The following is a 23875-nucleotide window of genomic DNA, read 5'->3' as shown; positions in this document are numbered from 1 at the left end:
ACTGAAGCCAGCAAAGCCGGGCTAATCATCGCCTTTTCAGGGGCTTATCTGTCCATCATCGAACTAAGACAGAAGGAATGACCCGATGAAAAACCTCGCAACCCTCATCGGCGCACTGGTTCTGGCGGCGGGCGCGGCCCAGGCCTCCGGCCTGAACGAGACCAACCGCCACAACGACATGCCGACCGCGCCCGTCACCGCGCAGAACCCGGTGCAGGTGAAGGCGGGCAATGTGCTGTCCGGCAAGGAACTTGCCAAGCGCGGCCTGTCCGCCGATGCGGAACTGACCGTCAGCGATTTTTCCGCCCCCGGCCCGCGCTCGACCTATACCCGCTGATCGCGCAGGCCCCGGCCTTTCGGACGCCGCCCCCATCCGGGGGCGGTTTTCCTTTTTCACCCCCCGGTGCATGGTGGCGTCCATGGATACCAATGTCTTTCGGACCTTCGTCAGCGTCGTGGACGAGGGCAGCTTTGCCGCCGCCGCTGGGCGCATGGGCATTTCCCGCAGCCTGTGCAGCAAGCATGTCGCCGATCTCGAGGCGCATCTGGGCGTGCGCCTGCTGGTGCGCAACACGCGCAAGGTGACGCCGACCGTCGCGGGCCTCGCCTACAGCCAGGATCTGCGCGACATCCTGGCCCGGCTGGACGGCGCGACCGAGGCCGTCAAGGCGACCACCACCAGCCAGTCCGGCGCGCTGAAGATCGGCAGCCCGATCTTCTACACGCTGAAGGTGCTGCAACCGCACCTGCTGGACTTCATGGAGCGGTTCCGCGACATCCAGTTGCAGGTCGTGCTGGACGACGGCGCCAGCGACATCGTGGGCGACGGCTTCGACGCGGTGATCCGCATCGGCAACCTGAGCGATTCGACGCTGCACGCCCGGCGGCTGCATTCAGTGCGGATCCTGCTGGTCGCCGCGCCCGATTACCTGGGCCGCAGCGGGCGCCCTGAAAAGCCCGCCGACCTCTTGCGCCACGATTGCCTGCACTACACCAACCTGCCCGGCAACCTGACCTGGCCCCTGCGGCGCGGCAGCCGGACCATCCGCCAGCCGGTCCGGCCCAGCTTTTCCTCGAACAACACCGAACTGCTGCATTCCATGGCGCTGAACGGCAGGGGGTTGGCGCTGCTGCCGGAATTCATCGTGGGCGACGACATCGCGGCGGGCAGGCTGTCCGTGCTGATGACGGATTACGCCCTGCCCGACCTGCCGGTGAACCTGGTCTATCCATCCGGCAAGCTGATGACGGGGGCCATGCGCAGCTTCCTGGATTTCGCGGCGGGCCTGCGGCTGTCATAGGAAAAGCCGCCCCGAAGGGCGGCTTTCCATGTCGCTGTCCCGAAGGATCAGCAGCTGTAATACATCGCGTATTCGATGGGATGGGGCGTATGCTCATAGGCATAGACCTCTTCCCACTTCAGCTTGATATAGGCTTCCAGCTGGTCGCGGGTGAACACGTCGCCCTGAAGCAGGAAGTCCATGTCCTTCTCCAGCTCCTCCAGCGCCTCGCGCAGGCTGCCGCAGACGGTCGGGATTTCGGCCAGTTCTTCCGGCGGCAGGTCGTACAGATCCTTGTCCGACGCGGGGCCCGGGTCGATCCGGTTCTTGATCCCGTCCAGGCCCGCCATCAGCAGCGCGGCGAAGGCCAGATAGGGGTTGGCCGCCGGATCGGGGAAGCGGGCTTCCACACGCTTGGCCTTGGGCGATTCGGTCCACGGAATCCGCACGCAGCCCGAGCGGTTGCGGGCCGAATAGGCGCGCAGCACCGGGGCCTCGAAGCCCGGGATCAGCCGCTTGTAGCTGTTCGTGGACGGGTTGGTCAGCGCGTTCAGCGCCTTGGCGTGCTTCAGGATGCCGCCGATGAAATACAGCGCCTCCTGCGACAGGTCGGCGTATTTGTCGCCCGCGAACAGCGGCTTGCCGTCCTTCCAGATCGACATGTTGACGTGCATCCCCGACCCGTTGTCGCCCTTCATGGGCTTGGGCATGAAGGTCACCGACTTGCCATAGGCGTGTGCGACGTTGTGGATGACGTATTTGTATTTCTGGATGTTGTCGGCCTGTTCGACCAGCCCGCCGAAGATCAGCCCCAGCTCGTGCTGGCCCGAGGCGACCTCGTGGTGGTGCTTGTCCACCTTCATGCCCATCCGCTTCATGGTGGACAGCATCTCGCCGCGGATGTCCTGGCCCGCGTCGATGGGGTTGACCGGGAAATAGCCGCCCTTGTGGGCCGCGCGGTGGCCCTGGTTGCCCATCTCGTATTCGGTGTCGGTGTTCCAGGCCGCGTCAACCGAGTCGATCTGGTAGGACACCTTTTGTGGCGTGACCTGATAGCGCACGTCGTCGAAGATGAAGAACTCGGCCTCGGGGCCGCAATAGAAGGCGTCGCCGATGCCGGTTGATTTCAGATAGGCCTCGGCCTTGACGGCGGTGCCGCGCGGGTCGCGGGGATAGGCCTCGCCCGTGTCGGGTTCCACCACGTTGCAATGCACGCACAGCGTCTTTTCGGCATAGAACGGATCCATGTAGACCGAGGCGGGATCCGGCATCAGCTTCATGTCGGACTGGTCGATGGATTTCCACCCGGCGATGGAGGAACCATCGAACATGAAGCCTTCCTCGAAGAAGTCCTCGTCGATCAGATCGACATCCAGCGTCACATGCTGAAGCTTGCCCTTGGGATCGGTGAAGCGCACATCGACATAGGCGACCTCCTCGTCCTTCAGCAGCTGCAAAACGTCATTGACTGTCATCTCTTCCCTTTCTGCGTAGATGCGGCCCGGCCATTCCGGTGCCGGGCGCGATAGTCCTGTTGGGATGGTTCTTGTTGTGTCAGACCGCGTCGTCGCCGGTTTCGCCCGTGCGGATGCGGATTGCCTGTTCGACGGGCGAAACGAAAATCTTGCCGTCGCCGATCTTTTCGGTGCGGGCCGCGCCGATGATGGCGTCCACCGCCGCATCGACCTGGTCGTCGGGCAGGACCATCTCGATCTTCACCTTGGGCAGGAAATCGACCACGTATTCCGCGCCGCGATAAAGTTCGGTGTGACCCTTCTGGCGGCCAAAGCCCTTGACCTCGGTGACGGAAAGACCCTGCACGCCCACCTCTTGCAGCGCCTCTTTCACGTCGTCCAGCTTGAACGGCTTGATGATCGCCTCGACCTTCTTCATCGCAATGATCCTTCCTCGCGGCTTGCCTGTCGCCTGATTGGCGGGTTTCATGGCGTGGGTAAACGGGCGACGGCATGGATTGCCGACGCAATCCGCCAGGCCAGAGCTTTGTGCCTGTTTTTTGTGCGTGCTGATGAAGGAAAGGGCAGAGGCCATGCTGGAAGGCACCGAAGTCCTGACAACCGCCCAAATGCGCGCCATCGAATCCGCCGCGATCGCCAGCGGGCAGGTGACGGGGCTGGAGTTGATGGAGCGGGCGGGCCGCGCGGTGGCAGGTCAGATTCGCCTGCGCTGGCCCAAGGCGGGACGCGCGACGCTGCTGTGCGGTCCGGGCAACGACGGCGGCGACGGCTATGTGGTGGCCCGCCTGCTGCACGGCGCGGGATGGCGGGTGCGGGTCTTGGGCATGGACAACACGCCCGGGCCGGACGCGGCCGAGATGAAGCGGCGGTGGCTGGAAATCGGGGGTGTCGGGCCGCTGACGGAGCAGGAGTTGCGCAGCGGGGCGGAAAGCGATGTCTATGTCGATGCGATCTTCGGGACCGGCCTGACCCGCCCGCCCGAGGGAGAGGTTGCCAACATTCTGGCCCAAGTCCTCAGCCGATGCGGAGATGGAGCCTATTATTGCAACCGTCTGGTTGCGGTGGATTGTCCAAGCGGCTTCTGCATGGACAGCGGCAAAGCCCCCACCCTTCCTGCGGGACGTGGCACGTTCGACAGTCCAGCGCGCCTAACCGTGGCCTTCGACAGCCCCAAGCCCGGCCATCTGATCGGCCTTGGCCCGGATCTGTGCGGCGAATTGGTCGTGGCGGACATTGGGCTGCGGGAATGGAGAGAGCGCAATCCGGGCAGCCGAGGCCAGCGGCCAGCCGATCTGGAGGCGATCTGGCCAAGGTTCGACATCCCCGACGGGCGGCGAAGCAGGATTTTGATTTCGGACCGGCTGGGGAAACATTCGTCCGCAAGTCCGCACAAATACAGCCACGGCCATGCCCTGATCCTTGCCGGAGGCCCCGCCAAGGGGGGTGCCGCGCGCCTGTCCGCCCGCGCGGCGCTGCGGATCGGTGCGGGACTTGTGACCATCGCGCCGCCGCAAGACGCGTTGCCTGAACATGCTGGCCAGCCGGATGCCCTGATGCGCCGCGCCATCGACAGCGGCGACAACCTGCGCGAGGCCCTGACGGACAGCCGCATCAACGCGCTGTGCATCGGCCCCGGCTGCGGCATCGACCGCGCCGCGGCCCTGCTGACCCAAGCCCTGCCCGCCCGACGCGCCATGGTCCTGGATGCTGATGCGCTGACGGCCCTTGCACACGACCCTGCCCTTGTGGCGGCGCTTCACCGCGACTGCGTCCTCACCCCCCACATAGGCGAGTTCGCCCGCCTGTTCCCGGATCTTGCGCAGCAGCTGGAGGCGACACCCCTGCAAGGCCCCGCCTACTCCAAGCTCGACGCCGTCCGCGACGCCGCCGCCCGCTGCGGCGCGGTGGTCCTGCTGAAAGGCCCCGACACGGTGATCGCCGCCCCAGACGGCCGCGCCCGGATCCATTCCGCCTTCGACATCCCCTGGCTTGCCACCGCAGGCGCGGGCGACGTGCTGGCGGGGATCATCACCGGCCTGCTGGCGCGGGGCTTTCAGCCGCTGGACGCGGCCAGCCTGGGCGCGCTGATCCACGCCAAGGCCGCCCGCGCCTTCGGCCCCGGCCTGATCGCCGACGACCTGCCGGACATGATCCCGCAGGTCTTGCGCAGTTTAACCTAGAAGTCCCAGTCCTCGTCCTCGGTCGCGACCGCCTTGCCGATGACATAGGACGACCCCGACCCGCTGAAGAAATCGTGGTTCTCGCTGTCGGGCGACAGCGCGGCCAGGATCGCCGGGTTCACCTCGCAGGCGGCAGGCGGGAAAAGGGCCTCATAACCAAGGTTCTGCAGCGCTTTGTTGGCGTTATAGTGCAGGAAGGCCTTCACATCCTCGGTCAGGCCGATGCCATCGTAAAGCTCGGCCGTGTAACGCTGCTCGATGTCGTAAAGCTCGAACATCAGCGAGAAGGCGAAGTCCTTCAACTCGGCCCGCCGTTCCTCGGAAACCCGCTCCAGACCGCGCTGGAACTTGTAGCCGACATAATAGCCATGCACCGCCTCGTCGCGGATGATCAGGCGGATCAGGTCGGCGGTGTTGGTCAGCTTGGCGCGGCTTGACCAGTACATTGGCAGGTAGAAGCCCGAATAGAACAGGAAGCTTTCCAGGAACACCGATGCGATCTTGCGCTTCAGCGGATCGGACCCGGCCTTGTATTCCTCCAGGATCAGCCGCGCCTTGGCTTGCAGATGCGGGTTCTCCTCGGCCCAGCGGAAGGCCTCGTCCACCTCCTTGGTCAGGCACAGGGTCGAGAAGATCGACGAATAGGACCGCGCATGAACCGCCTCCATGAAGGCGATGTTGGACAGGACCGCTTCCTCGTGCGGGGTGATCGCGTCGGGCATCATCGAGGGCGCGCCCACGGTGTTCTGCACGGTATCCAGCAGCGTCAGGCCGGTGAAGACGCGGATCGTCAGCTCCCGCTCAGCGGGGCGCAGCGTGGCCCAGCTTTGCACGTCATTGGACAGCGGCACCTTTTCCGGCAGCCAGAAGTTCACCGTCAGCCGGTTCCAGACCTCAAGGTCCTTTTCGTCGTCCAGGCGGTTCCAGTTGATCGCGCGCGCGGCGGTCTGCGGGGCAAGGTCTTTCATCGGGTGGTGGCCTTTCGGATGGTGCGTGCAAGCACGCACCCTACGGGTTGGGTAGGATGCGTGTTCACACGCACCGCTGGATTACAACGTGCAGGACACGCAGCCCTGGACCTCGGTCCCCTCCAGCGCGGTCTGGCGCAGGCGGATGTAGTAGATCGTCTTGATGCCCTTCTTCCACGCGTAGATCTGCGCGCGGTTGATGTCCCGCGTCGTGGCCTCGGCCGGGAAGAACAGCGTGAGGCTCAGCCCCTGGTCCACATGCTCGGTCGCGGCGGCATAGGTGTCGATGATCGCCTCGGGACCGATCTCATAGGCGTCGCGATAGTATTCCAGGTTCTCGTTCGACATGAAGGCGGCGGGGTAATAGACCCGGCCGATCTTGCCCTCCTTGCGGATTTCGATCTTGGACACGATCGGGTGGATCGAACTAGTCGAGTTGTTGATATAGCTGATCGACCCGGTCGGCGGCACCGCCTGAAGGTTGCGGTTGTAAAGACCGTGCTTCATCACCTCGGCCTTCAGCGCGGCCCAGTCGTCGCGCGTGGGCAGGGTCACACCCTCGAAGACGCGCGCCACATCCGGCAGCGTGGGCAGCCAGTCACGATCCGTATATTTGTGGAAGAACGACCCGTCCGCGTATTTCGACTTCTCGAAGTCCTTGAAGGTCCGGCCATGTTCCCGCGCCAGCAGGTTCGACGCGCGGATCGCGTGGAAGGCCACGGCGGCGAAATAGACGGACGTGAACTCGACCCCCTCGGGGCTGCCGTAATGGATCCGCTCGCGCGCCAGGAAGCCGTGCAGGTTCATCTGGCCCAGGCCGACCGCGTGCGCCTCGTCATTGCCGCGGCGGATGGACGGCACGGCGTCGATGGCCGACATTTCCGACACGGCGGTCAGGGCGCGGATCGCGGCCTCGACCGTGCCGCCGAAATCGGGGCCGTCCATCGTCGCCGCGATGTTCAGCGACCCCAGGTTGCAGGAAATATCCGTGCCCAGGTGGGAATAGCTCAGATCCTCGTTGAACTCGGAGGCCTCGTTCACCTGCAGGATTTCGCTGCACAGGTTCGACATGGTGATGCGGCCATGCACGGGATTGGCGCGGTTCACCGTGTCCTCGAACATGATATAGGGATAGCCGCTTTCGAACTGGATCTCGGCGATGGTCTGGAAGAACTCTCGGGCGTTGATCTTGCGCTTCTTGATGCGCTTGTCGTCCACCATCTCGGCGTATTTTTCCGTGACGGAGATCTCGGAAAACGGCACCCCATAGACCTTCTGCACGTCATGGGGCGAGAACAGGTACATGTCCTGGTTCTTCTTGGCCAACTCGAAGGTGATGTCCGGGATCACCACGCCCAGGGACAGCGTCTTGATGCGGATCTTCTCGTCCGCGTTCTCGCGCTTGGTGTCCAGGAAACGCATGATGTCGGGATGATGGGCGTTGAGGTAGACCGCCCCCGCCCCCTGCCGCGCCCCAAGCTGGTTGGCGTAGCTGAACGAATCTTCCAGCAGCTTCATCACCGGGATCACGCCCGAGGACTGGTTCTCGATCCCCTTGATGGGCGCGCCTGCCTCGCGCAGGTTGGTCAGCATCAGGGCCACGCCGCCGCCGCGCTTGGACAGTTGCAGGGCGGAATTGATCGAGCGGCCGATGGACTCCATGTTGTCTTCCAGCCGCAAGAGGAAGCAGGAAATCAGCTCGCCCCGCGATGCCTTGCCGGCGTTCAGGAAGGTCGGCGTGGCGGGCTGGAAGCGGCCCGACAGCATCTCCTCCATGAAGCGCATGGCCAGCGCCTCGTCCCCCCGCGCCAGCGTCAGGGCGACCATGACCACGCGGTCCTCATAGCGTTCCAGATAACGCTGCCCGTCGCGGGTCTTCAGGGTATAGCTGGTGTAATACTTGAACGCGCCCAGGAAGGTCGGAAAGCGGAACTTGCGCTTGAAGGCCGCGTCCCAGATCGCGCGCTGGAAATTGCGGGAATACTGGTCCAGGACTTCCGGCTCGTAATAGCCTTCCTCGACCAGGTAATCCAGTTTCTCGTCCAGGGAATGGAAGAAGACGGTGTTCTGGTTGACGTGCTGCAGGAAATATTGCCGCGCGGCCATGCGGTCGGCTTCGAACCGGATGCGCCCGTCGGCGTCATACAGGTTCAGCATCGCGTTCAGCGCGTGGTAATCAAGCTCTGGCTTCAGGCCGTCAAGCATTCCAACCCCCGGAATTGATGAAGGCCCGTGCGGACCTTTTGAATATCGGTGTCCGTCCCCGCCAGCTCGAACCGCCACAGCACGGGGACGTTGCATTTTTCCGCGATCACGCGGGCCGACAGCGCGAAGGTCGCGCCGAAATTGCGGTTGCCCGCGCCGATCACGCCACGCAGCAAGGCGCGGCGGCGGGGATCGTTCAGGAAATGGATCACGGCCTTGGGCACCGCGCCGCGCCCCTGACCGTCCGCATAGGTCGGGCAGATCAGCACGAAGGGCGCGTCAACGCCCGGCATCGGATCGGTGGGCCGGATCGGGATCCGCAGCGCGGGCAGGCCAAGGCGCGCCACAAAGCGCGCCGTGTTCCCCGAGGCCGAGGAGAAGAAGACCAGCCCCGCCATGAGCCGATCAGCCCAGCCGGCCGATCATGTCGGGCCGAAAGCCCGCCCAATGCGCATCCCCCGCGATGACCACCGGGGCTTGGCGATAGCCAAGCGCCACGACACGGGCCATCGCGGCCTCGTCCTCGGTCAGGTCGATCACGTCATAGGACAGCCCCCGCGCATCCAGCGCGCGCGTTGTCGCGGTGCATTGCACGCAGGCAGGTTTGGAATAAACGGTGATGGTCATGCCCACTGCTCCTTCTGCTTTGGGCAGGGCCGGACAGGCCGCAGGACGAAGTCCCGCGAACTGCTTTGTCAGGCCTGCCCGGTGTCGTTTTCCTGTCAGACTGCCGCAACCGCCAAGGGCAGGCAAACGGTGTCTTTCCATCCGGTTCAGACGTTTTCCCATCTGTTGCGGAACAACCACAAATCGTTGCAACCACATCATCTGGGGCAAATCATCTTCACCCCAACAATATATGGAAGGCGGATGAGGTTCCAGAGTCTTCGCCAAATTCCTTGTGGATAACTTTCCCAAGCGATCCGGCGGCCCCAAGGACGCTGATTTGGCCCATGTCTCAATCGCGCCCTGCAAGGTCGCAATTTTGCCACGGCTCCGCCACAATCGGGCTAGTTTGCACCCCATAGCAGCCAGCACCTCCATGGGTCCAGACATGAACACGACCTCGACCGCCAGCCTGATCGCCGAACGCATCCCCGGCTTTTCCCTGCCCCGCGAGTTGTATTGCGGCCAGCAGGCCTTCCAGGACGACCTGGAACAGATCTGGTACCGCGAATGGCTTTTCGCGCTGCCTTCGTGCGAGATCCCCAAGACCGGCAACTTCGTCACGCTGAACGTGGGCGCCTATCCGGTGATCGTGGTGCGCGGCGGCGACGGGCGCGTGCGCGCCTTCCACAACGTCTGCCGCCATCGCGGCCAGCGGCTTTGCGCCAAGACGAACGGGTCCAACCCGAAACTGGTCTGTCCCTATCACCAGTGGACCTATGACCTGGACGGCAAGCTGCTGTATGCCCGCGACATGGGCGACGATTTCGACGCCGGCAAATACGGGCTGAAGCCGGTCCATTGCGTCGATCTGGGCGGCATGGTCTTCATCTGCCTGGCCCAGATCCCGCCCGCGATCAACGACCTGGCCGCGAACCTGACGCGCTATGTCGCCCCAAGCGCCATCGCCGACAGCAAGGTCGCCTTCACCTCGACCATCATCGAGAAGGGCAACTGGAAGCTGGTGATGGAGAACAACCGCGAATGCTATCACTGCGGCGGTTCCCACCCCTCGCTCTGCCGGACCTATTCGGACGATCCGCTGATGACGGTGATGGAGGGTCCGAACTCGGCGTCCCCCGAGATCCTCGACCACTGGGCGCGCTGCGATGCGGCGGGCCTGCCTGCGCGGTTCACCAACACGCCCGACATGCAGTGGCGCATGGCCCGCGTGCCGCTGATGGACAATCAGGAAAGCTTCACCATGTCGGGCAAGGCCGCCGTGTCGCGCCGCATGGGAACCATCCCCTGGAACGACGCGGGCAGCCTGATGTTCTATCACTTCCCGTCCAGCTGGAACCACTTCCTGCCCGACCATGCCATCGTCTTCCGCGTGCTGCCCATCAGCCCCACGGAAACCGAGGTCACGTCGAAATGGCTGGTCCACAAGGACGCGGTCGAGGGCAAGGACTATGACCTGAAGGCCCTGACCGAGGTCTGGCTGAACACCAATGACGAGGACCGCCAGGTGGTCGAGGAAAACCAGCGCGGGATCCTGTCGCCCGCCTACCAGCCCGGCCCCTATTCGCCGACGCAGGAAGCGGGCGTGATCCACCTGATCGACTGGTATTGCGGGCTGATGTCGCGCCGCCTGACCCCCACCAGCGTCGCGGCGGAGTAAGGAACCGATGAAGAAACCACGCCTGAACTGGGCGGCCGAGCCCTGGTCCGACGACGAACCCCTGGAATGCACGATGGTCGTGCCGGAAACGCCCGACACCGCCACCTTCACCTTCCGGGCGCCATCGGGGGCGTGGTTCGATTACCAGCCCGGGCAGTTCCTGACGCTGGACCTGCCCGTCGATCCCGCGCGCGGCCCGGCGGGCAATGTCCAGCGGACCTACACGATCTCGTCCTCGCCATCGCGGCCCTTGTCCATCTCGGTCACGGTCAAGGCGCAGCCCCTGTCGGTGGGCACGCGCTGGATGCTGAACCACCTGAAACCGGGGGTGCGGATCAAGGCGTTCGGGCCGTCGGGCATCTTCAGCTTCCACAGGCATCCGGCCCGGAAATACCTGTTCATTTCCGCCGGGTCGGGCATCACGCCGATGATGTCCATGACCACCTGGGCATGGGATTCGGGCGAGGCGCCGGACATCGCCTTTGTCCATGCCGCACGGCGTCCGTCCGACATCATCTTCCGCAGCCGCCTGGAACAGTTCGCCAGCCGCACCCCTGGCTTGCAGCTGCATTTCACGGTCGAGGAACAGGACGCCTTCGGGGCCTGGCCCGGCTATCGCGGGCGGCTGAACGCGATCATGCTGGGCCTGATGGCCCCCGACTATCTGGAGCGAGAGGTCTTCTGCTGCGGCCCCGAGCCCTTCATGCACGCGGTCCGCGACATGCTGGTGTCGCTGGGCTTCGACATGGACCATTACCACCAGGAAAGCTTCGGCGCTCCCATCAAGACCGAGGCCGACGCCCCGGTGATCGACGATGTCGCCCCCGAGGAAGGCGCCAAGGCCCAGATCACCTTCGCCGCCAGCGGCGTCACCGCGCCTTGCGCGGAAACCGACACGGTTCTGGCGGTCGCCAAGCGGTCGGGGCTGAACATCCCCTCGGGCTGCACCTTCGGGCTTTGCGGCACCTGCCGGATCAAGAAGATCTCGGGCGAGGTGCATATGGTCCACAACGGCGGCATCAGCGACGACGACATCGCGGACGGCTATATCCTTGCCTGCTGTTCCCATCCCATGGGCCCCATCGCCGTCGAGGTCTGAGCGCGCGCGCGGGCCGTTCCCCAACGACGGCGCCCCCGTCCCGGTTCACCGCCGGGACGATCTGCCGCAGGCCAAGCCCGCCTTGTTGGCGCCGATAACGGAAATGTTGGATAAATCCCGGCGTTGCGGGCAATCTGGCCTTGAACTTGATCGGCCCGGAAGGCATTCGGGTCTTGCCCCCGCACGTCCGGCATGGTCCGTTTTCTTTGCATGAAGCAACAAGGTTGCGCCGTCATGTGCCGGGAAAGGTGACATATTTCATTGGGGTGAGGGCAAGGCGACGATGGCCGAACACAATCTGTTCCTGTTGCTGGCCTGCCTTCCCTTCGCGACTTCGCTGATCCTGCTGACCCTGCCGCCAAGGGCGCGCGGAGCCTCGACCTGGCTGTCGGCCCTGTCGCTGGCGGGCGGGCTGGCGGTGCTGGCCGGTTTCCTGCCCGGCATCCAGGCGGGCAATGTCCTGCGCGCCAGCATGGAATGGGTGCCCTCGCTGGGGATGAACATGGCGCTGCGGATGGACGGCTTTGCCTGGCTGTTCGCCACGCTGGTCCTGTCCATCGGCGTCCTGGTGGTGATCTATGCGCGCTACTACATGGGCGAAAGCGACAGCCTGCCGCGTTTCTATGCGCTGCTGATGGCCTTTACCGGGGCCATGCAGGGCATCCTGATATCCGGCAACGTGCTGGTGATGGTGGTCTTCTGGGAAATGACCTCCTTCATGTCCTTCCTGCTGATCGGCTTCTGGCACCAGGGTGCGGCGGCGCGCGACGGGGCGCGCACGGCGCTGATCATCACGGCCTTCGGGGGGCTGTGCCTGCTGGTGGCGATGCTGATGCTGGGCCATGCGGCGGGCAGTTACGACCTGGGGATGATCCTGCGGGCGGGCGACCGGGTGCGGGCGCATCCGCTCTATGGTCCGATGCTGGCGCTGTTCCTGCTGGGCGCCTTCACCAAGTCGGCGCAGTTCCCGTTCCATTTCTGGCTGCCCGGCGCCATGGCCGCGCCCACGCCGGTGTCGGCCTTCCTGCATTCCGCGACCATGGTGAAGGCGGGCGTGTTCCTGCTGGTCCGATTCTCGCCCGTCCTGGGCGGAACCGAGGCCTGGTTCTTCACCGTCACCGGCGCGGGCTGCATCACGCTGATCCTGGGGGCAGCGGTCGCGCTTTATCGCCACGACCTGAAAGGCTTGCTGGCCTATTCCACGATCAGCCACCTGGGCCTGATCACCGCGCTGGCCGGGATCGGCGGGCCGGTGGCGATCCTGGCCGCGATCTTTCACATCTGCAACCACGCGGTCTTCAAGGCGTCGCTGTTCATGGCCGCCGGCATCATCGACCATGAAACGGGCACCCGCGACATGCGCCGCCTGTCGGGGCTGTTCCGGCCCATGCCCTTCACCGCGCTGCTGGCCATCGTCGCGGCATCAGCCATGGCCGGGGTGCCGCTGCTGAACGGCTTCCTGTCGAAGGAGATGTTTTTGGCCGAGGCCGTGGACTGGCACAACGGCACCTGGCTGGACAACGCCCTGCCCTATTTCGCCATCGTCGGCAGCAGCCTGTCGGTCGCCTATTCGCTGCGCTTCATCGCCACCGTCTTCTTCGGCCCGCAGGCCACCGACCTGCCGAAAGCACCACACGAGCCCCCTGCCTGGATGCGCCGCCCGGTGGAACTGCTGGTCCTGATCTGCCTGCTGGTGGGCATCTTTCCGGCGCTGACGCTGGGGCCGATCATCAACACCGCCGCCCGGTCCGTCGCGGGGGCCCACATGCCTTATTACCATATCGCGGTCTGGCACGGGGTCAACGCGCCCCTGATCCTCAGCCTGATCGCGCTGGCGGTGGGCACGCTGATCTATGCCTTCAGCGCCAAGGCCATCCCGCATGGCCCCGAGGGCCCGTTCCTTTTGCACCGCATCCGGGGCCAGCGGGTTTACGACTGGATCCTGTTCCGCCTGACCTGGCGCCTGCCGCGCCTGGCGCTGCGCATCTTCTCGACCGAAGCGTTGCAGCCGCAGTTGCGCCTGCTGGTGCTGACGGCCATCGCGGTCGCCTGCGGGTCGCTGTGGGGGGCGCTGACCTTTGCATCCGACCTGCGGCTGCACGCGCCGAACCCGGCCTTTGCGCTCTTGTGGCTGGTGGGCGCGGCCTGCGCCGTCGGCGCGGCCTGGCAGGCCAAGTATCACCGCTTTGCGGCCCTGGTCCTGCTGGGCGGCGCGGGGGTCGTGACCTGCCTGACCTTCGCCTGGTTTTCCTCGCCCGACCTGGCGCTGACGCAGCTGCTGGTCGAGGTGGCGACCACCGTCCTGCTGCTTCTGGGCCTGCGCTGGCTGCCCAAGCGCCGGTCCGAGATCGCCGAGGACAAGCTGCTGCCCGCCAAGATCCGGCGCGGGCGCGACCTGGTCATCGCCATTGCGGGTGGCCTTGGCATCGCGGCCATCGCCTTCGCACTGATGACGCGGCCGGTGATCACCAATGTGGGCGACTGGTTCCTGGGCAACGCCTATTACGAAGGCGGCGGCACCAATGTCGTGAACGTCATCCTGGTGGATTTCCGCGCCTTCGACACCTTCGGCGAAATCGCCGTCCTGGCGATCGTCGCGCTGACCGTCTATGCGCTGCTGCGCCGCTTCCGCCCCGCCCCCGAAAGCATCGCCGCGCCAGACCAGCAGACCGTGGGCGGCCCGTCGCTGGACGATTATCTCTACGTCCCCTCGGTCATCATGGTCTGGATGTTCCCGGTGCTGATCATGGTCTCGGGTTACTTCTTCTTCCGCGGCCACGACCTGCCGGGCGGAGGGTTCGCTGCGGGCGTCACCTTGGCCATCGCCTTCCTGATCCAGTATATCGGCACCAATGTCCGCTGGGTGGAATCGCGCATCACCGTGCTGCCGATCCGCTGGATGGGCATCGGCCTGCTGATCGCGGGCGCGACCGGCATGGGGGCCTGGCTGTTCGGCTATCCCTTCCTGACCGCGCACGCGCGCTATGTCCACGTTCCCCTGATCGGCGATGTCCCGGCGGCCACCGCGATGCTGTTCGACATCGGCGTCTTTGCCACCGTCATGGGCGCGGTCGTCCTGATGCTGGTCGCCATCGCCCACCAGTCGCTGCGCGCCAGCCGCCGGCGCGAGATCGACGACGCCCCCCGGAAGGAGGCCGCCTGATGGAGATCATCCTGTCCGCAGCCATCGGCATCCTGTCGGCATCCGGCATCTGGCTGGTGCTGCGCCCGCGCAGCTTCCAGGTGGTGATCGGGCTGTGCCTCTTGTCCTATGCGGTGAACCTGTTCATCTTTTCCATGGGCCGCCTGACGCCGGGCGCGCCGCCGATCATGCCCAAGGGCGGCTTCATCGACCCCACGCTTTACGCCGATCCCGTGCCGCAGGCCCTGGTCCTGACCGCCATCGTCATCAGCTTCGCCACCACGGCGCTGTTCCTGGTGGTGATGATCGCCTCGCGCGGGATGACCGGCACCGACCATGTGGACGGGAAGGAACGCAGCCAGCAATGAACGAACACCTGATCATCGCGCCGATCCTGATCCCCTTCGTCACTGGCGCCCTGATGCTGCTTTACGACGACCGGCAGCGGCGCGAGGCGAAGTTCTGGCTGTCCATCGTCTCGGCCGCCGCGCAGCTGCTGATCGCGGTGGAACTGGTGGTCCGCGCCAAGACCGGCGGCGACATCAGCGACGCGGAAGGGATCAGCTTCTATCTGCTGGGGGACTGGGCCGCGCCCTATGGGATCGTGCTGGTGCTGGACCGGCTGGCCGCGATGATGCTGGTGCTGACCGCGCTGCTGGCGATCCCGTCGCTGGTCTATGCCCATGCGGGGTGGGACCGGCAGGGCCCGCATTACTATTCCCTGTTCCAGTTCCTGCTGATGGGCCTGAACGGCGCCTTCCTGACGGGCGACCTGTTCAACCTGTTCGTCTTTTTCGAGATCCTGCTGGCCGCGTCCTATGGCCTGCTGCTGCACGGCTCGGGGCAGCTGCGGGTGCGGGCGGGGATGCATTACATCGCCATGAACCTGGCGGCATCGCTGCTGTTCCTGATCGGCGTCAGCCTGATCTATGGCGTCACCGGCACGCTGAACATGGCGCACTTGGCAAACCTCGTCTCGGCCGTCTCGGTCGAGGACCGGCCCCTGCTGCACGCGGGCGCGGCCGTGCTGGCGGTGGCCTTCCTGGTCAAGGCGGGCAGCTGGCCGCTGTCCTTCTGGCTGCCCACCGCCTATATGGCCGCCGCAGCGCCCGTGGGCGCGATGTTCGCGATCATGACCAAGGTCGGCGTTTACGCGATCCTGCGCCTGTCGATGCTGCTGTTCGGGGAAACCGGCGGGGCCTCGGCGGGCTTCGGCGCCAGCATCCTGATCATCCTTGGGATGGCCACGGTGCTGTTCGGCCTTCTGGGGGTGCTGTCCTCGCAAAGCCTGGGGCGGATGGCGGCGCATTCGGTGCTGATCTCCTCGGGCACGGTGCTGGGCATCACCGGCTTTGCGCTGGCGGGCGGGGGCCCCGCGATGCTGGCGGGGGCGCTGTATTACCTGATCGGCTCGGTCCTGGCGACGGGCGCGCTGTTTTTGCTGATCGAGCCGATGAACCGCGAGGATGGCGGCATCGCCGCGATGCTGGCCCTGACCGCCGACGCCTATGGCCTGGATTCCGAAGACCTGGACGAGGTGCCGGATACGGGCCTGGCGATCACCGCCACCATGACCGTGCTGGGCATCTGCTTTGCGCTTTGCGTGCTGATGCTGGCGGGGCTGCCGCCGCTGCCGGGATTCATCGGCAAGCTGGCAATGGTGCAGGCCTTGATCGCGCAGACCGCCCTGCCCGCGGGCCTGGCCTGGGCCTTCATCGCCTTGCTGGTCGTGTCGGGCTTTGCCACGCTGATCGGCATGGCGCGGATCGGCATCCAGACCTTCTGGGCGGGCGATTCGGTCCTGCCCCGCGTGCTGGCGCTGGAAATCGCCCCGGTGGTCGCGCTGCTGGTCGTCCTGGCCCTGACCAGCTTCAAGGCCGAGGCGATGTTGCGCTATACCGGGGGCACCGCCGCCGCGCTGCATGACACCGTCGCCTATGCCTATGGCGTCTTCGCGACCCCCCGCGTCGCCGACCGCCCCGAGGAGGACGCCCAGCCATGACCAGGCTGATCCCCCATCCCGTGCTGTCGCTTTCGATGGTGATGCTGTGGCTGATGCTGACGCGCTTTTCGCTGGGCTACCTGATCCTGGGCACCGCGCTGTCGCTGGTCGCGGGCCGGGCCTATTCGGCGCTGCATCCGGCCAAGCCCCGCGTCAGGCGCTGGCGCGCCATTCCGCGCCTGGCCGCCACCCTGTTCCGGGACATCGTCCAGTCCAACATCACCGTCGCCCGCCTGCTGCTGATCGAGGGGCGGGGCACGCGCCGGTCGGCCTTCATCCAGGTTCCCCTGACCATCACCGACGAAAACGCCCTGGCCGTGCTGGCGATCATCCTGACCGCGACCCCTGGCACCGCCTGGCTTGAATATGTCGTGGAAACCGGCACGCTGACGCTGCACATCTTCGATGCCGCGCAAGAGGCCCATTACCGCGAGATGATCGGCCAGATCTATGAACCCATGCTGATGGAGATCTTTGAATGAGCGCGACGATCCTGACCATCGCCCTGGGCTATGCCCAGGTGGCCCTGGCGCTGGCGGGCTGCCTGGTCGGCACGCGGATCCTGCGCGGCCCGCGCGCGCAGGACCGGGTGCTGGCGCTGGATGCGCTGTATGTCTCGATCATGCTTCTGTTCCTGGTCACGGGAATGCAGCTTGGCACCGCCTTCTTCTTCGAGGCGGCGACCGTGGTCGCGATCATGGGCTTTGTCACCTCGGTCGCGCTGGCGAAGTTCCTGTTCCGGGGCGAGGTGATCGAATGAGCCCGCTTGAGGCCGTGCCCCTGTGGATCGCCATCCCCGTCGCCATCCTGGTCGTGCTGGGGTCCACCCTGACGCTGATCGGGGCGCTTGGCTTCGCGCGGCTGGCCAGCTTCTATGACCGGCTTCACGCCCCGACGCTGGCGACCAGCTGGGGCACGGGCGGGATCATCATCGCATCCGCCCTGATGTTCAGCGTCCTCGAGGGGCGGGCGGTGATCCATGAATTCGTGATCGGCCTTTGCATCGTCGTGACCACGCCCGTGACGCTGATGATGCTGGCCCGCGCCGCCCTGCACCGCGACCGGGCCGAGGGATCGGACGCCCTGCCCCCCGGCCTTCTGGCCCGGCCCGAAAAGAACGCCCCGGGGGAATAGGATGCGCAGCCTGTCCGCCGTGATTGCCCTGGTCCTGGCAGCCAATGCCGCCCAGGCCGATGCGCCGCTGATCGTGCTGGACCAGACCCGCCTGCCCTTCGACCTGGGGCCGGGCCATCCGTCGAACAACCCGGCCAGCCCCGCCAATTCGCCCAACGCCGCGTGGAATTCCTCGGGCAATCCCGCCAATGCGGGCAGCACCTGGCAGAACCGCCCGTCTAACCCCGACAACGAAGGTCGGCTGATCATCACCGCCGACGGGGGCGTGCTGGGCTATTACGCCCCCAATGCCGGCGGCGTGCTGAACCTGTTCGACGTGACAGGCCGCCGTATCGCCTATCGCCCGGCGGGCGGCACGCGCAGCCTGTTCACCGTCACCGGCCAGTGGTGCGGCACTGTGGATGGCGGGCGCGCCGACTTCGTGCTGGCCGTCACCCCCGCCTGCGCCGCGCGCTTTGGGCGCTGAATGCCGCCTCATCGCTACAAGTCCGCCCTAGAACCAACCGCTGCATTGCCGGAGGGAACCATGACTGACGAACCCAAGGACTGGCTGGAAGCCGAGCTTATGGAAACCTTGGACGAGGATTACGAGATCGAGCTGGAAGACGCCGTCCTGTCCGAGGAGATCCGGCGCATCTATCGCGAGAACCGGCCCGAGCAGATGGACCGGAAGCTGTATTTCCGCGAATTGCTGCGGCTGCAGACCGAACTGATCAAGCTGCAGGACTGGGTCGCCCATACCAAGGAAAAGGTTGTGGTGATCTTCGAGGGCCGCGACAGCGCCGGCAAGGGCGGCGCGATCAAGCGCATCACGCAGCGCCTGAACCCCCGCGTGGTGCGCACCGTGGCCCTGCCCGCCCCGTCGGACCGCGAAAAGACCCAATGGTATTTCCAGCGCTACGTCCCCCACCTGCCCGCGGGCGGGGAAATCGTTCTGTTCGACCGCAGCTGGTACAACCGCGCGGGCGTGGAACGCGTGATGGGCTTTGCCACCGAGGACGAGGTGGACCAGTTCTTCCTGGACGTGCCCGAGTTCGAGCGGATGCTGGTCCGGTCCGGCATCCGGCTGGTGAAATACTGGTTTTCCATCACCGACGAGGAACAGCAGCTTCGCTTCCTGATGCGCATCCACGATCCGCTGAAGCAATGGAAGCTGTCGCCCATGGACCTGCAATCCCGCGTCCGCTGGGAAGCCTATACCAAGGCGAAAGAGGACATGCTGGAACACACCAACATCCCCGAGGCGCCTTGGTACATCGTGCCCGCCAACGACAAGAAGCGCGCCCGCCTGAACTGCATGAGCCACCTGCTGAGCCTGATCCCCTATGCGGATGTCCCGCACGAGGAGGTGACGCTGCCCGACCGCGTCTTCAACCCGGATTATGAACGCGAGGTCATCGCCCGCGATCTTTACGTGCCGCAACGATATTGAGGGGCGGGTTCCTCAACGTGCGGTTTAACAAAGATCAGGTTGGCTCTTCTTCCTTGAATACTGCCGCCGAAGCCTTACACTGGTTGCATGTTCCGCAATCTTCTGAACCGTCTTTTCACCGAAGACCCCGATCCGAGGCCCTTGGCCACGGACGATGCCGAGATTGCGGTGGCCGCCCTGCTGGTGCGGGTGGCGCGTGCGGATGACCATTACCACAGCGCCGAAAAGCGCCGCATCGACCAGGTTCTGGCCCGGATGCACGGCCTTGGCCTGGCCGACGCGGCCGAACGCCGATCCGTGGCCGAGATGATCGAGGCCGAGGCCCCCGACACCGTGCGCTTCACGCGGCTGATCAAGGACCGCGTCTCGCTGGACGACCGGGCCGCCATCGTCGGCGCGATGTGGGAGATTTCGCTGGCCGACAACCACCGCGCCGCGAACGAGGAAACGGCGATCCGGCTGGTGTCCGGCCTTCTGGGCGTGAACGACCGCGACTCGGCCCTTGAACGCCGGCGCATCGCCGCCGGACGCTAGAAGCCCAGCCGGTCGCGCAATCCGTACCAGGCCATCCCGGCGACCAGCAGCGGACTGCGCAGCATCGACCCGCCCGGAAAGGGCCGCGACGGGATCGCGGCCATGGCGTCGAATCCGTCCGCCTGCCCCCCCACCGCATCGGCCATCAGCCTGCCCGCCAGCGTCGCCATCGCCACCCCATGCCCGCTGTAACCGCCCGCCGACAGGCAGTTCGGCGCGGGCCGGGCGAAATGCGGCATCCGGTTCATGGTGATCGCCAGCGTGCCGCCCCAGGCATGGGTGATGCCCACCTCGCGCAGCTGCGGATAGACCGACAGCAGATGCGGGCGCACCAGGGCGGCGATGTCTTTCGGGAACCGATAGGTCGCGGTCTCGCCCCCGCCGAAGATCAGGCGGCGGTCGTCGTCCAGCCGCCAATAGTTCACCACGAACTTGGTGTCGGCGGCGGCGGTATGCCGGGGCAGGATCTCGGGGAAGTCATCGCCCAGCGGTTCGGTCGCGACGATATAGTTGTTGATCGGCATCACCCGCGCCGCGACGCGCGCGTCCAGCCGCCCCTGATAGCCGTTCCCCGCCAGGATGACGTGATCGCAGAGGATCCTGCCGGTGTCGCACAACACGCGGGTCCTGGTGGTGGCGGTCCCGTGTTCGATGCGGTGGACATGCGTGCCCTCGTGGATCCGCACCCCCGCCGCCAAGGCCAGCCGCGCCATGCCCAAGGCCAGATTCAGCGGATGGACATGCCCCGCGCCCCAGTCCACATCGCCGCCCAGATAGGCGTGGCTTCCCAGATGCGCCACCAAGGCGCCCCGGTCCAGGGGCTGCACCTTGTCATAGCCGTAATGCGCGGCGAGATGTTCGGCCATCCGGGCGGCATGGGCAACCTCGGCCCCGCTGCGGCAGGCATGGGCCACGCCGTCGCGGATGGGCACGCCGCTTTCCGCCGCCAGCGACCGGACCAGGGCCTTGGCCTCCTCGGCCAGATCCCACAACCTGCGGGCGGTGTCGCGGCCGAACTGGCGTTCCAGCCAGTCCACCTCTTGCCGCTGGCCCGATCCGATCTGCCCGCCATTGCGCCCCGATGCGCCAAAGCCCACCCGATGCGCATCGACCAGCACCACGTCGCGCCCTGCCCGCGCCAGATGCAGCGCAGCGGACAGGCCCGTATAGCCCCCGCCCACCACCGCCACATCGGCCCGCGTTTCCCCCTTCAGCGGGGACAGGCGGTTCAGGGGCGCGCAGGTCTCGGCGTAAAGGCTGGGCGGATATTCCCCGCGCCGGTCGTTGGCGTAAAGCAGCTTCATACGTTCAGCAGCAGATGTTCGCGTTCCCAGGGGCTGATGACCTGCAGGAATTCCTTGTATTCGTTGCGTTTCACGGATTCGTAAACGGCGGTGAACTCCTCGCCCAGAACGCCGCGCATGGGGGCGCTTTCGGACATAATGTCCAAGGCGTCGCCCAGGTTATAGGGCAGCTCGTCCTCGGACATATAGGCGTCGCCCAGGCATTCCGCGCGAGGGTTCTCGGCCTCGACCAAGCCCAGATAGCCGCAGGCGAGGCTGGCGGCGATGCCCAGATAGGGGTTGCAATCCATGCCCGCCAGCCGGTTTTCCACCCGCCGCGCCTCGGGCGGTGAAATCGGCACGCGCAGGCCGGTGGTGCGGTTGTCGCGGCCCCATTCCAGGTTGATGGGCGCGGCGAAGTCGGGGACGTATCGGCGATAGCTGTTCACATAGGGCGCCAGCAGCGCCACGGCGGCGGGCAGGTGCTTCTGCATCCCGGCGATGAAATGCAGGAACTGCGGGGTTTCCGCGCCCCTTTCATCGGAAAAGATGTTCCGCCCCGTTTTCGCGTCGATGATCGAATGGTGCAGGTGCATGGCGCTGCCCGGCTCGCCCTCGATGGGCTTGGCCATGAAGGTGGCGAAGCAGTCGTGGCGCAGCGCGGCTTCGCGGATCAGGCGCTTGAAATAGAAGATTTCGTCGGCCAGCGCGACAGGATCGCCGTGGTTCAGGTTGATTTCCACCTGCCCCGCGCCGCCTTCCTGCAGGATGCCGTCGATCTCGAAACCCTGCGCCTCGGCAAAGTCATAGATGTCGTCGATGACCTTGCCATACTCATCGACCGCGCTCATCGAATAGGCCTGCTTGGCTGCCGCCCTGCGGCCCGTGCGGCCCATCGGCGGAATGATCGGCTGGTTCGGGTCGATGTTGCGGGCGACCAGGAAGAACTCCATTTCCGGCGCGACGACCGGCTTCCAGCCCTTTTCGGCGTAAAGCGCCACGATCCGCTTCAGCACGTTGCGCGGGGCGATGGGCACCGGGTTGCCTTGCTGGTCATGGGCGTCGTGGATCACCTGCAGCGTCCAGTCGGCGGTCCAGGGCGCGGCGGTCGCGGTGCTGAAATCGGGCGTCAGGATCATGTCGGGTTCGGTGAAGGCCCCCGCCGGGTTGTCGGCCCATTCCCCCGTGATCGTCTGCAGGAAGATGGAATTGGGCAGATAGAACTTGTCCTGGCGCGCGAATTTCGACGCGGGCATGGCCTTGCCGCGCGCGACGCCCGCGATGTCGGCCAGGATGCATTCGACCTCGTCCAGCCGGCGGCCGGCCACGAAGTCGCGGGCGGCCTGGGGCAGCCTGTCGATCCAGTCGCTCATGCGGCACCTTTGGCGATGGCGCGGGGCTGCTTGAAGAAGGCCTCGATCCGGTCGGCGATGGCGGCGGATCCTTTCGGCTCGCCCATGCGGTCGGACGCGCGGTCCAGAAGCGGCTGCGGGACCAGGCCCTTGCCGCGCTTGTCCATCAGGCCCTGGATGAAAGCGTCGGAAAATTCGGGATGCGGCTGCACGGTGAAGGCCCGGTCGCCATAGACCAGCGCGGCGTTTTCGCAGGATTCGGTGCGGGCGGCGACCTGCGCGTCCTTGGGCAGGACCACCACCTGATCCTGGTGCCAGGCGTTCAGCCGCACGGTTTCCCCACCGAAGTCATAGTCATGCGTGCCCACCGACCAGCCGCCCGGATGCTTGACGACCGTGCCGCCAAGCGCCTGCGCGATGATCTGGTGGCCGAAGCAGATGCCGACCATGGGGACGGCGGCGTCATAGGCGTCGCGGATGAAGCGTTCCAGCGGCGGGATGAAGGCGTGATCCTCGTACGCGCCGTGGCGCGATCCGGTCAGCAGCCAGCCGTCGGCGTCATGGACGGATGCGGGAAACTCCATCGCCTCGACGTGAAAGGTGCGGAAATCGAAGCCGCGCCCGTCCAGAAGCCGGACGAACATATCGGGATAATCGCCCATGTCCTGCTTCAATTCGGCGGGCGCCTGGCCGCATTGAAGGATGCCGATGCGCATGAAGAACCTGCGATGTTGCTGTCAGGCCAGAAGGTAGTCGCCCGGACGGGTGGGCCGCAAGGGGGCGTTTTTCGCCATTTTCGTGCAAGTCCCGAATATGGCGCAAATAATAAAAATATCAATTATCGTGATTTTATTTAATATGGAATGATCCGGCGGGATTTGCGAAATGGATCTTTTATCGAATATGTTTCTTGTTTCAGGATTGCATCTTGCCGTGGCGATGACGCCCGGTCCCAATACTTTTGCGGTCTGCTGGGTGGCAAGCACCGGATCGCGCCGGGACGGATTGTCCGCGGCAGCGGGCGTGGTGACGGCGACGGGCTTGTGGATCGGCATCGCGCTGTTCGGCGCGGGCAAAGTGGTTGCCTGGAATCACCAGCTTTTCCTGGGTCTTCGGGTCGTGGCGGCGCTGTATCTGATCTGGATCGGCCTGCGGATGCTGGCCGCGCCCGCAGTTCCGCGCAAGGGCCTGGGCGGGGGGCAGCCGTTCATCCTCGGGCTTCTGACGGCGCTCGCCAACCCCTTCTCCATGGCCTTCTGGCTGGGCACCTTTCTGGCGGCAATCCCCGCGACCGCGCCTGATCATCATTATGCGCGGATATTCGCGCTGATTATCCTGCAAAGCCTTTTATGGTATTCATCCTTGGCGATCCTGTTTTCAACCGCCCTGCGCGGCAGGACATTCGGGACGGCGCGCCTTTTGCGCTACGTCACGGCGGGCGCGATGATCGCGGTCGGGGCAAGCGCGCTGGTCCCGGCCTGACCCTGCGGCCTTTGGCTGTC

At 65.5% G+C, this 23875-nt stretch carries 25 protein-coding genes; 15 read left to right on the top strand and 10 right to left on the bottom strand.

The features are described 5' to 3' along the window. Positions 1 to 85: 85 nt before the first annotated feature. Together JX613_RS04895 and JX613_RS04890 are read left to right on the top strand one after the other, a co-directional pair. Positions 86 to 337, top strand: coding sequence for a hypothetical protein (locus tag JX613_RS04895; protein WP_207100348.1), 252 nt, complete (start codon positions 86 to 88; stop codon positions 335 to 337). Between the two features lie 82 nt (positions 338 to 419). Further along, a complete protein-coding gene (locus JX613_RS04890; protein WP_207100347.1) occupies positions 420 to 1301 on the top strand; it encodes a LysR family transcriptional regulator in 882 nt (293 codons plus the stop codon). A gap of 47 nt (positions 1302 to 1348) precedes the next feature. Here JX613_RS04890 and glnA read toward each other — a convergent pair whose 3' ends face one another. Together glnA and JX613_RS04880 are read right to left on the bottom strand one after the other, a co-directional pair. Next, complete coding sequence (glnA, locus tag JX613_RS04885; RefSeq protein ID WP_207100346.1) at positions 1349 to 2755, bottom strand: type I glutamate--ammonia ligase; 1407 nt, start codon at positions 2753 to 2755, stop codon at positions 1349 to 1351. Positions 2756 to 2834: 79 nt separating this feature from the next. Then, positions 2835 to 3173, bottom strand: a complete 339-nt coding sequence (locus tag JX613_RS04880) for a P-II family nitrogen regulator (protein ID WP_207100345.1) — start codon at positions 3171 to 3173, stop codon at positions 2835 to 2837. Between the two features lie 154 nt (positions 3174 to 3327). On the opposite strand from JX613_RS04880, the gene JX613_RS04875 reads away from it, so the two are divergent. Beyond that, positions 3328 to 4935 carry an NAD(P)H-hydrate dehydratase gene (locus tag JX613_RS04875; protein ID WP_207100344.1) on the top strand — a complete coding sequence of 536 codons (1608 nt, stop codon included), beginning with the start codon at positions 3328 to 3330 and terminating at the stop codon, positions 4933 to 4935. Here JX613_RS04875 and nrdF read toward each other — a convergent pair. The 4 genes from nrdF to nrdH form a co-directional block, all read right to left on the bottom strand. Beyond that, positions 4932 to 5903 (bottom strand): class 1b ribonucleoside-diphosphate reductase subunit beta, encoded by a 972-nt coding sequence (gene nrdF, locus JX613_RS04870; protein ID WP_207100343.1) that lies wholly within the window; start codon positions 5901 to 5903, stop codon positions 4932 to 4934. The two genes, JX613_RS04875 and nrdF, sit on opposite strands and share 4 nt — an antisense overlap. Positions 5904 to 5984: 81 nt before the next feature. Continuing rightward, positions 5985 to 8108: a class 1b ribonucleoside-diphosphate reductase subunit alpha gene (gene nrdE / locus JX613_RS04865; protein WP_207100342.1), complete on the bottom strand. Its 2124-nt coding sequence runs from the start codon at positions 8106 to 8108 to the stop codon at positions 5985 to 5987. Continuing rightward, on the bottom strand, positions 8093 to 8506 hold the full coding sequence (gene nrdI, locus JX613_RS04860; protein WP_207100341.1) for a class Ib ribonucleoside-diphosphate reductase assembly flavoprotein NrdI: 414 nt from the start codon (positions 8504 to 8506) through the stop codon (positions 8093 to 8095). The genes nrdE and nrdI overlap by 16 nt, the downstream gene beginning before the upstream one ends. A 7-nt stretch (positions 8507 to 8513) precedes the next feature. Continuing rightward, positions 8514 to 8735 carry a glutaredoxin-like protein NrdH gene (gene nrdH, locus JX613_RS04855; RefSeq protein ID WP_207100340.1) on the bottom strand — a complete coding sequence of 74 codons (222 nt, stop codon included), beginning with the start codon at positions 8733 to 8735 and terminating at the stop codon, positions 8514 to 8516. A 427-nt stretch (positions 8736 to 9162) separates the two neighbouring features. Here nrdH and JX613_RS04850 point away from each other — a divergent pair, with 427 nt between their 5' ends. The 11 genes from JX613_RS04850 to JX613_RS04800 all read left to right on the top strand — a co-directional run bounded on the left by JX613_RS04850 (position 9163) and on the right by JX613_RS04800 (position 19738). Further along, the gene (locus JX613_RS04850) at positions 9163 to 10395 is read left to right on the top strand and encodes an aromatic ring-hydroxylating oxygenase subunit alpha (RefSeq protein ID WP_207100339.1); all 1233 of its coding nucleotides are present in this window, start codon (positions 9163 to 9165) and stop codon (positions 10393 to 10395) included. Positions 10396 to 10402: 7 nt separating this feature from the next. Beyond that, positions 10403 to 11494: an FAD-binding oxidoreductase gene (locus JX613_RS04845; RefSeq protein ID WP_207100338.1), complete on the top strand. Its 1092-nt coding sequence runs from the start codon at positions 10403 to 10405 to the stop codon at positions 11492 to 11494. Positions 11495 to 11777: 283 nt separating this feature from the next. After that, complete coding sequence (locus JX613_RS04840) at positions 11778 to 14657, top strand: monovalent cation/H+ antiporter subunit A (RefSeq protein ID WP_207100337.1); 2880 nt, start codon at positions 11778 to 11780, stop codon at positions 14655 to 14657. Then, entirely contained in the window at positions 14657 to 15004 is a 348-nt protein-coding gene (locus tag JX613_RS04835) for a Na+/H+ antiporter subunit C (protein WP_207100336.1), read from the top strand. The genes JX613_RS04840 and JX613_RS04835 overlap by 1 nt, the downstream gene beginning before the upstream one ends. Continuing rightward, positions 15001 to 16638 (top strand): monovalent cation/H+ antiporter subunit D, encoded by a 1638-nt coding sequence (locus tag JX613_RS04830; protein WP_207100335.1) that lies wholly within the window; start codon positions 15001 to 15003, stop codon positions 16636 to 16638. Before JX613_RS04835 ends, JX613_RS04830 begins: the two co-directional genes overlap by 4 nt. After that, positions 16635 to 17120, top strand: a complete 486-nt coding sequence (locus JX613_RS04825) for a Na+/H+ antiporter subunit E (protein WP_207100334.1) — start codon at positions 16635 to 16637, stop codon at positions 17118 to 17120. Before JX613_RS04830 ends, JX613_RS04825 begins: the two co-directional genes overlap by 4 nt. Further along, the gene (locus JX613_RS04820; protein WP_154763039.1) at positions 17117 to 17398 is read left to right on the top strand and encodes a K+/H+ antiporter subunit F; all 282 of its coding nucleotides are present in this window, start codon (positions 17117 to 17119) and stop codon (positions 17396 to 17398) included. Before JX613_RS04825 ends, JX613_RS04820 begins: the two co-directional genes overlap by 4 nt. Next, on the top strand, positions 17395 to 17772 hold the full coding sequence (gene mnhG / locus JX613_RS04815) for a monovalent cation/H(+) antiporter subunit G (protein ID WP_207100333.1): 378 nt from the start codon (positions 17395 to 17397) through the stop codon (positions 17770 to 17772). Before JX613_RS04820 ends, mnhG begins: the two co-directional genes overlap by 4 nt. A 1-nt stretch (position 17773) precedes the next feature. Then, a complete protein-coding gene (locus tag JX613_RS04810; RefSeq protein WP_207100332.1) occupies positions 17774 to 18238 on the top strand; it encodes a hypothetical protein in 465 nt (154 codons plus the stop codon). A 60-nt stretch (positions 18239 to 18298) separates the two neighbouring features. After that, on the top strand, positions 18299 to 19204 hold the full coding sequence (gene ppk2 / locus JX613_RS04805; protein ID WP_207100331.1) for a polyphosphate kinase 2: 906 nt from the start codon (positions 18299 to 18301) through the stop codon (positions 19202 to 19204). Between the two features lie 87 nt (positions 19205 to 19291). After that, positions 19292 to 19738, top strand: coding sequence for a tellurite resistance TerB family protein (locus JX613_RS04800; RefSeq protein WP_207100330.1), 447 nt, complete (start codon positions 19292 to 19294; stop codon positions 19736 to 19738). On the opposite strand, the gene JX613_RS04795 is transcribed toward JX613_RS04800, so the two are convergent. Genes JX613_RS04795 through JX613_RS19765 form a run of 4 tightly spaced genes read right to left on the bottom strand, consistent with a single transcriptional unit; the run spans position 19735 to position 23428 of the window. Continuing rightward, positions 19735 to 21042: an NAD(P)/FAD-dependent oxidoreductase gene (locus JX613_RS04795; RefSeq protein ID WP_207100329.1), complete on the bottom strand. Its 1308-nt coding sequence runs from the start codon at positions 21040 to 21042 to the stop codon at positions 19735 to 19737. The two genes, JX613_RS04800 and JX613_RS04795, sit on opposite strands and share 4 nt — an antisense overlap. Further along, complete coding sequence (locus JX613_RS04790; protein WP_207100328.1) at positions 21039 to 22394, bottom strand: glutamine synthetase family protein; 1356 nt, start codon at positions 22392 to 22394, stop codon at positions 21039 to 21041. Before JX613_RS04790 ends, JX613_RS04795 begins: the two co-directional genes overlap by 4 nt. Continuing rightward, a complete protein-coding gene (locus JX613_RS04785; RefSeq protein WP_207100327.1) occupies positions 22391 to 23089 on the bottom strand; it encodes a type 1 glutamine amidotransferase in 699 nt (232 codons plus the stop codon). Before JX613_RS04785 ends, JX613_RS04790 begins: the two co-directional genes overlap by 4 nt. Positions 23090 to 23110: 21 nt before the next feature. Next, on the bottom strand, positions 23111 to 23428 hold the full coding sequence (locus tag JX613_RS19765) for a hypothetical protein (RefSeq protein ID WP_237168381.1): 318 nt from the start codon (positions 23426 to 23428) through the stop codon (positions 23111 to 23113). On the opposite strand from JX613_RS19765, the gene JX613_RS04780 reads away from it, so the two are divergent. Beyond that, the gene (locus JX613_RS04780; RefSeq protein ID WP_237168372.1) at positions 23313 to 23855 is read left to right on the top strand and encodes a LysE family translocator; all 543 of its coding nucleotides are present in this window, start codon (positions 23313 to 23315) and stop codon (positions 23853 to 23855) included. The genes JX613_RS19765 and JX613_RS04780 overlap by 116 nt on opposite strands. Positions 23856 to 23875 lie beyond the last annotated feature (20 nt).

Source organism: Paracoccus shandongensis (assembly GCF_017315735.1).
GTDB lineage: Bacteria > Pseudomonadota > Alphaproteobacteria > Rhodobacterales > Rhodobacteraceae > Paracoccus > Paracoccus shandongensis.
The sequence above is the reverse complement of the archived record's forward strand: the minus strand, read 5'-3'. Positions and strand labels throughout refer to the sequence as shown.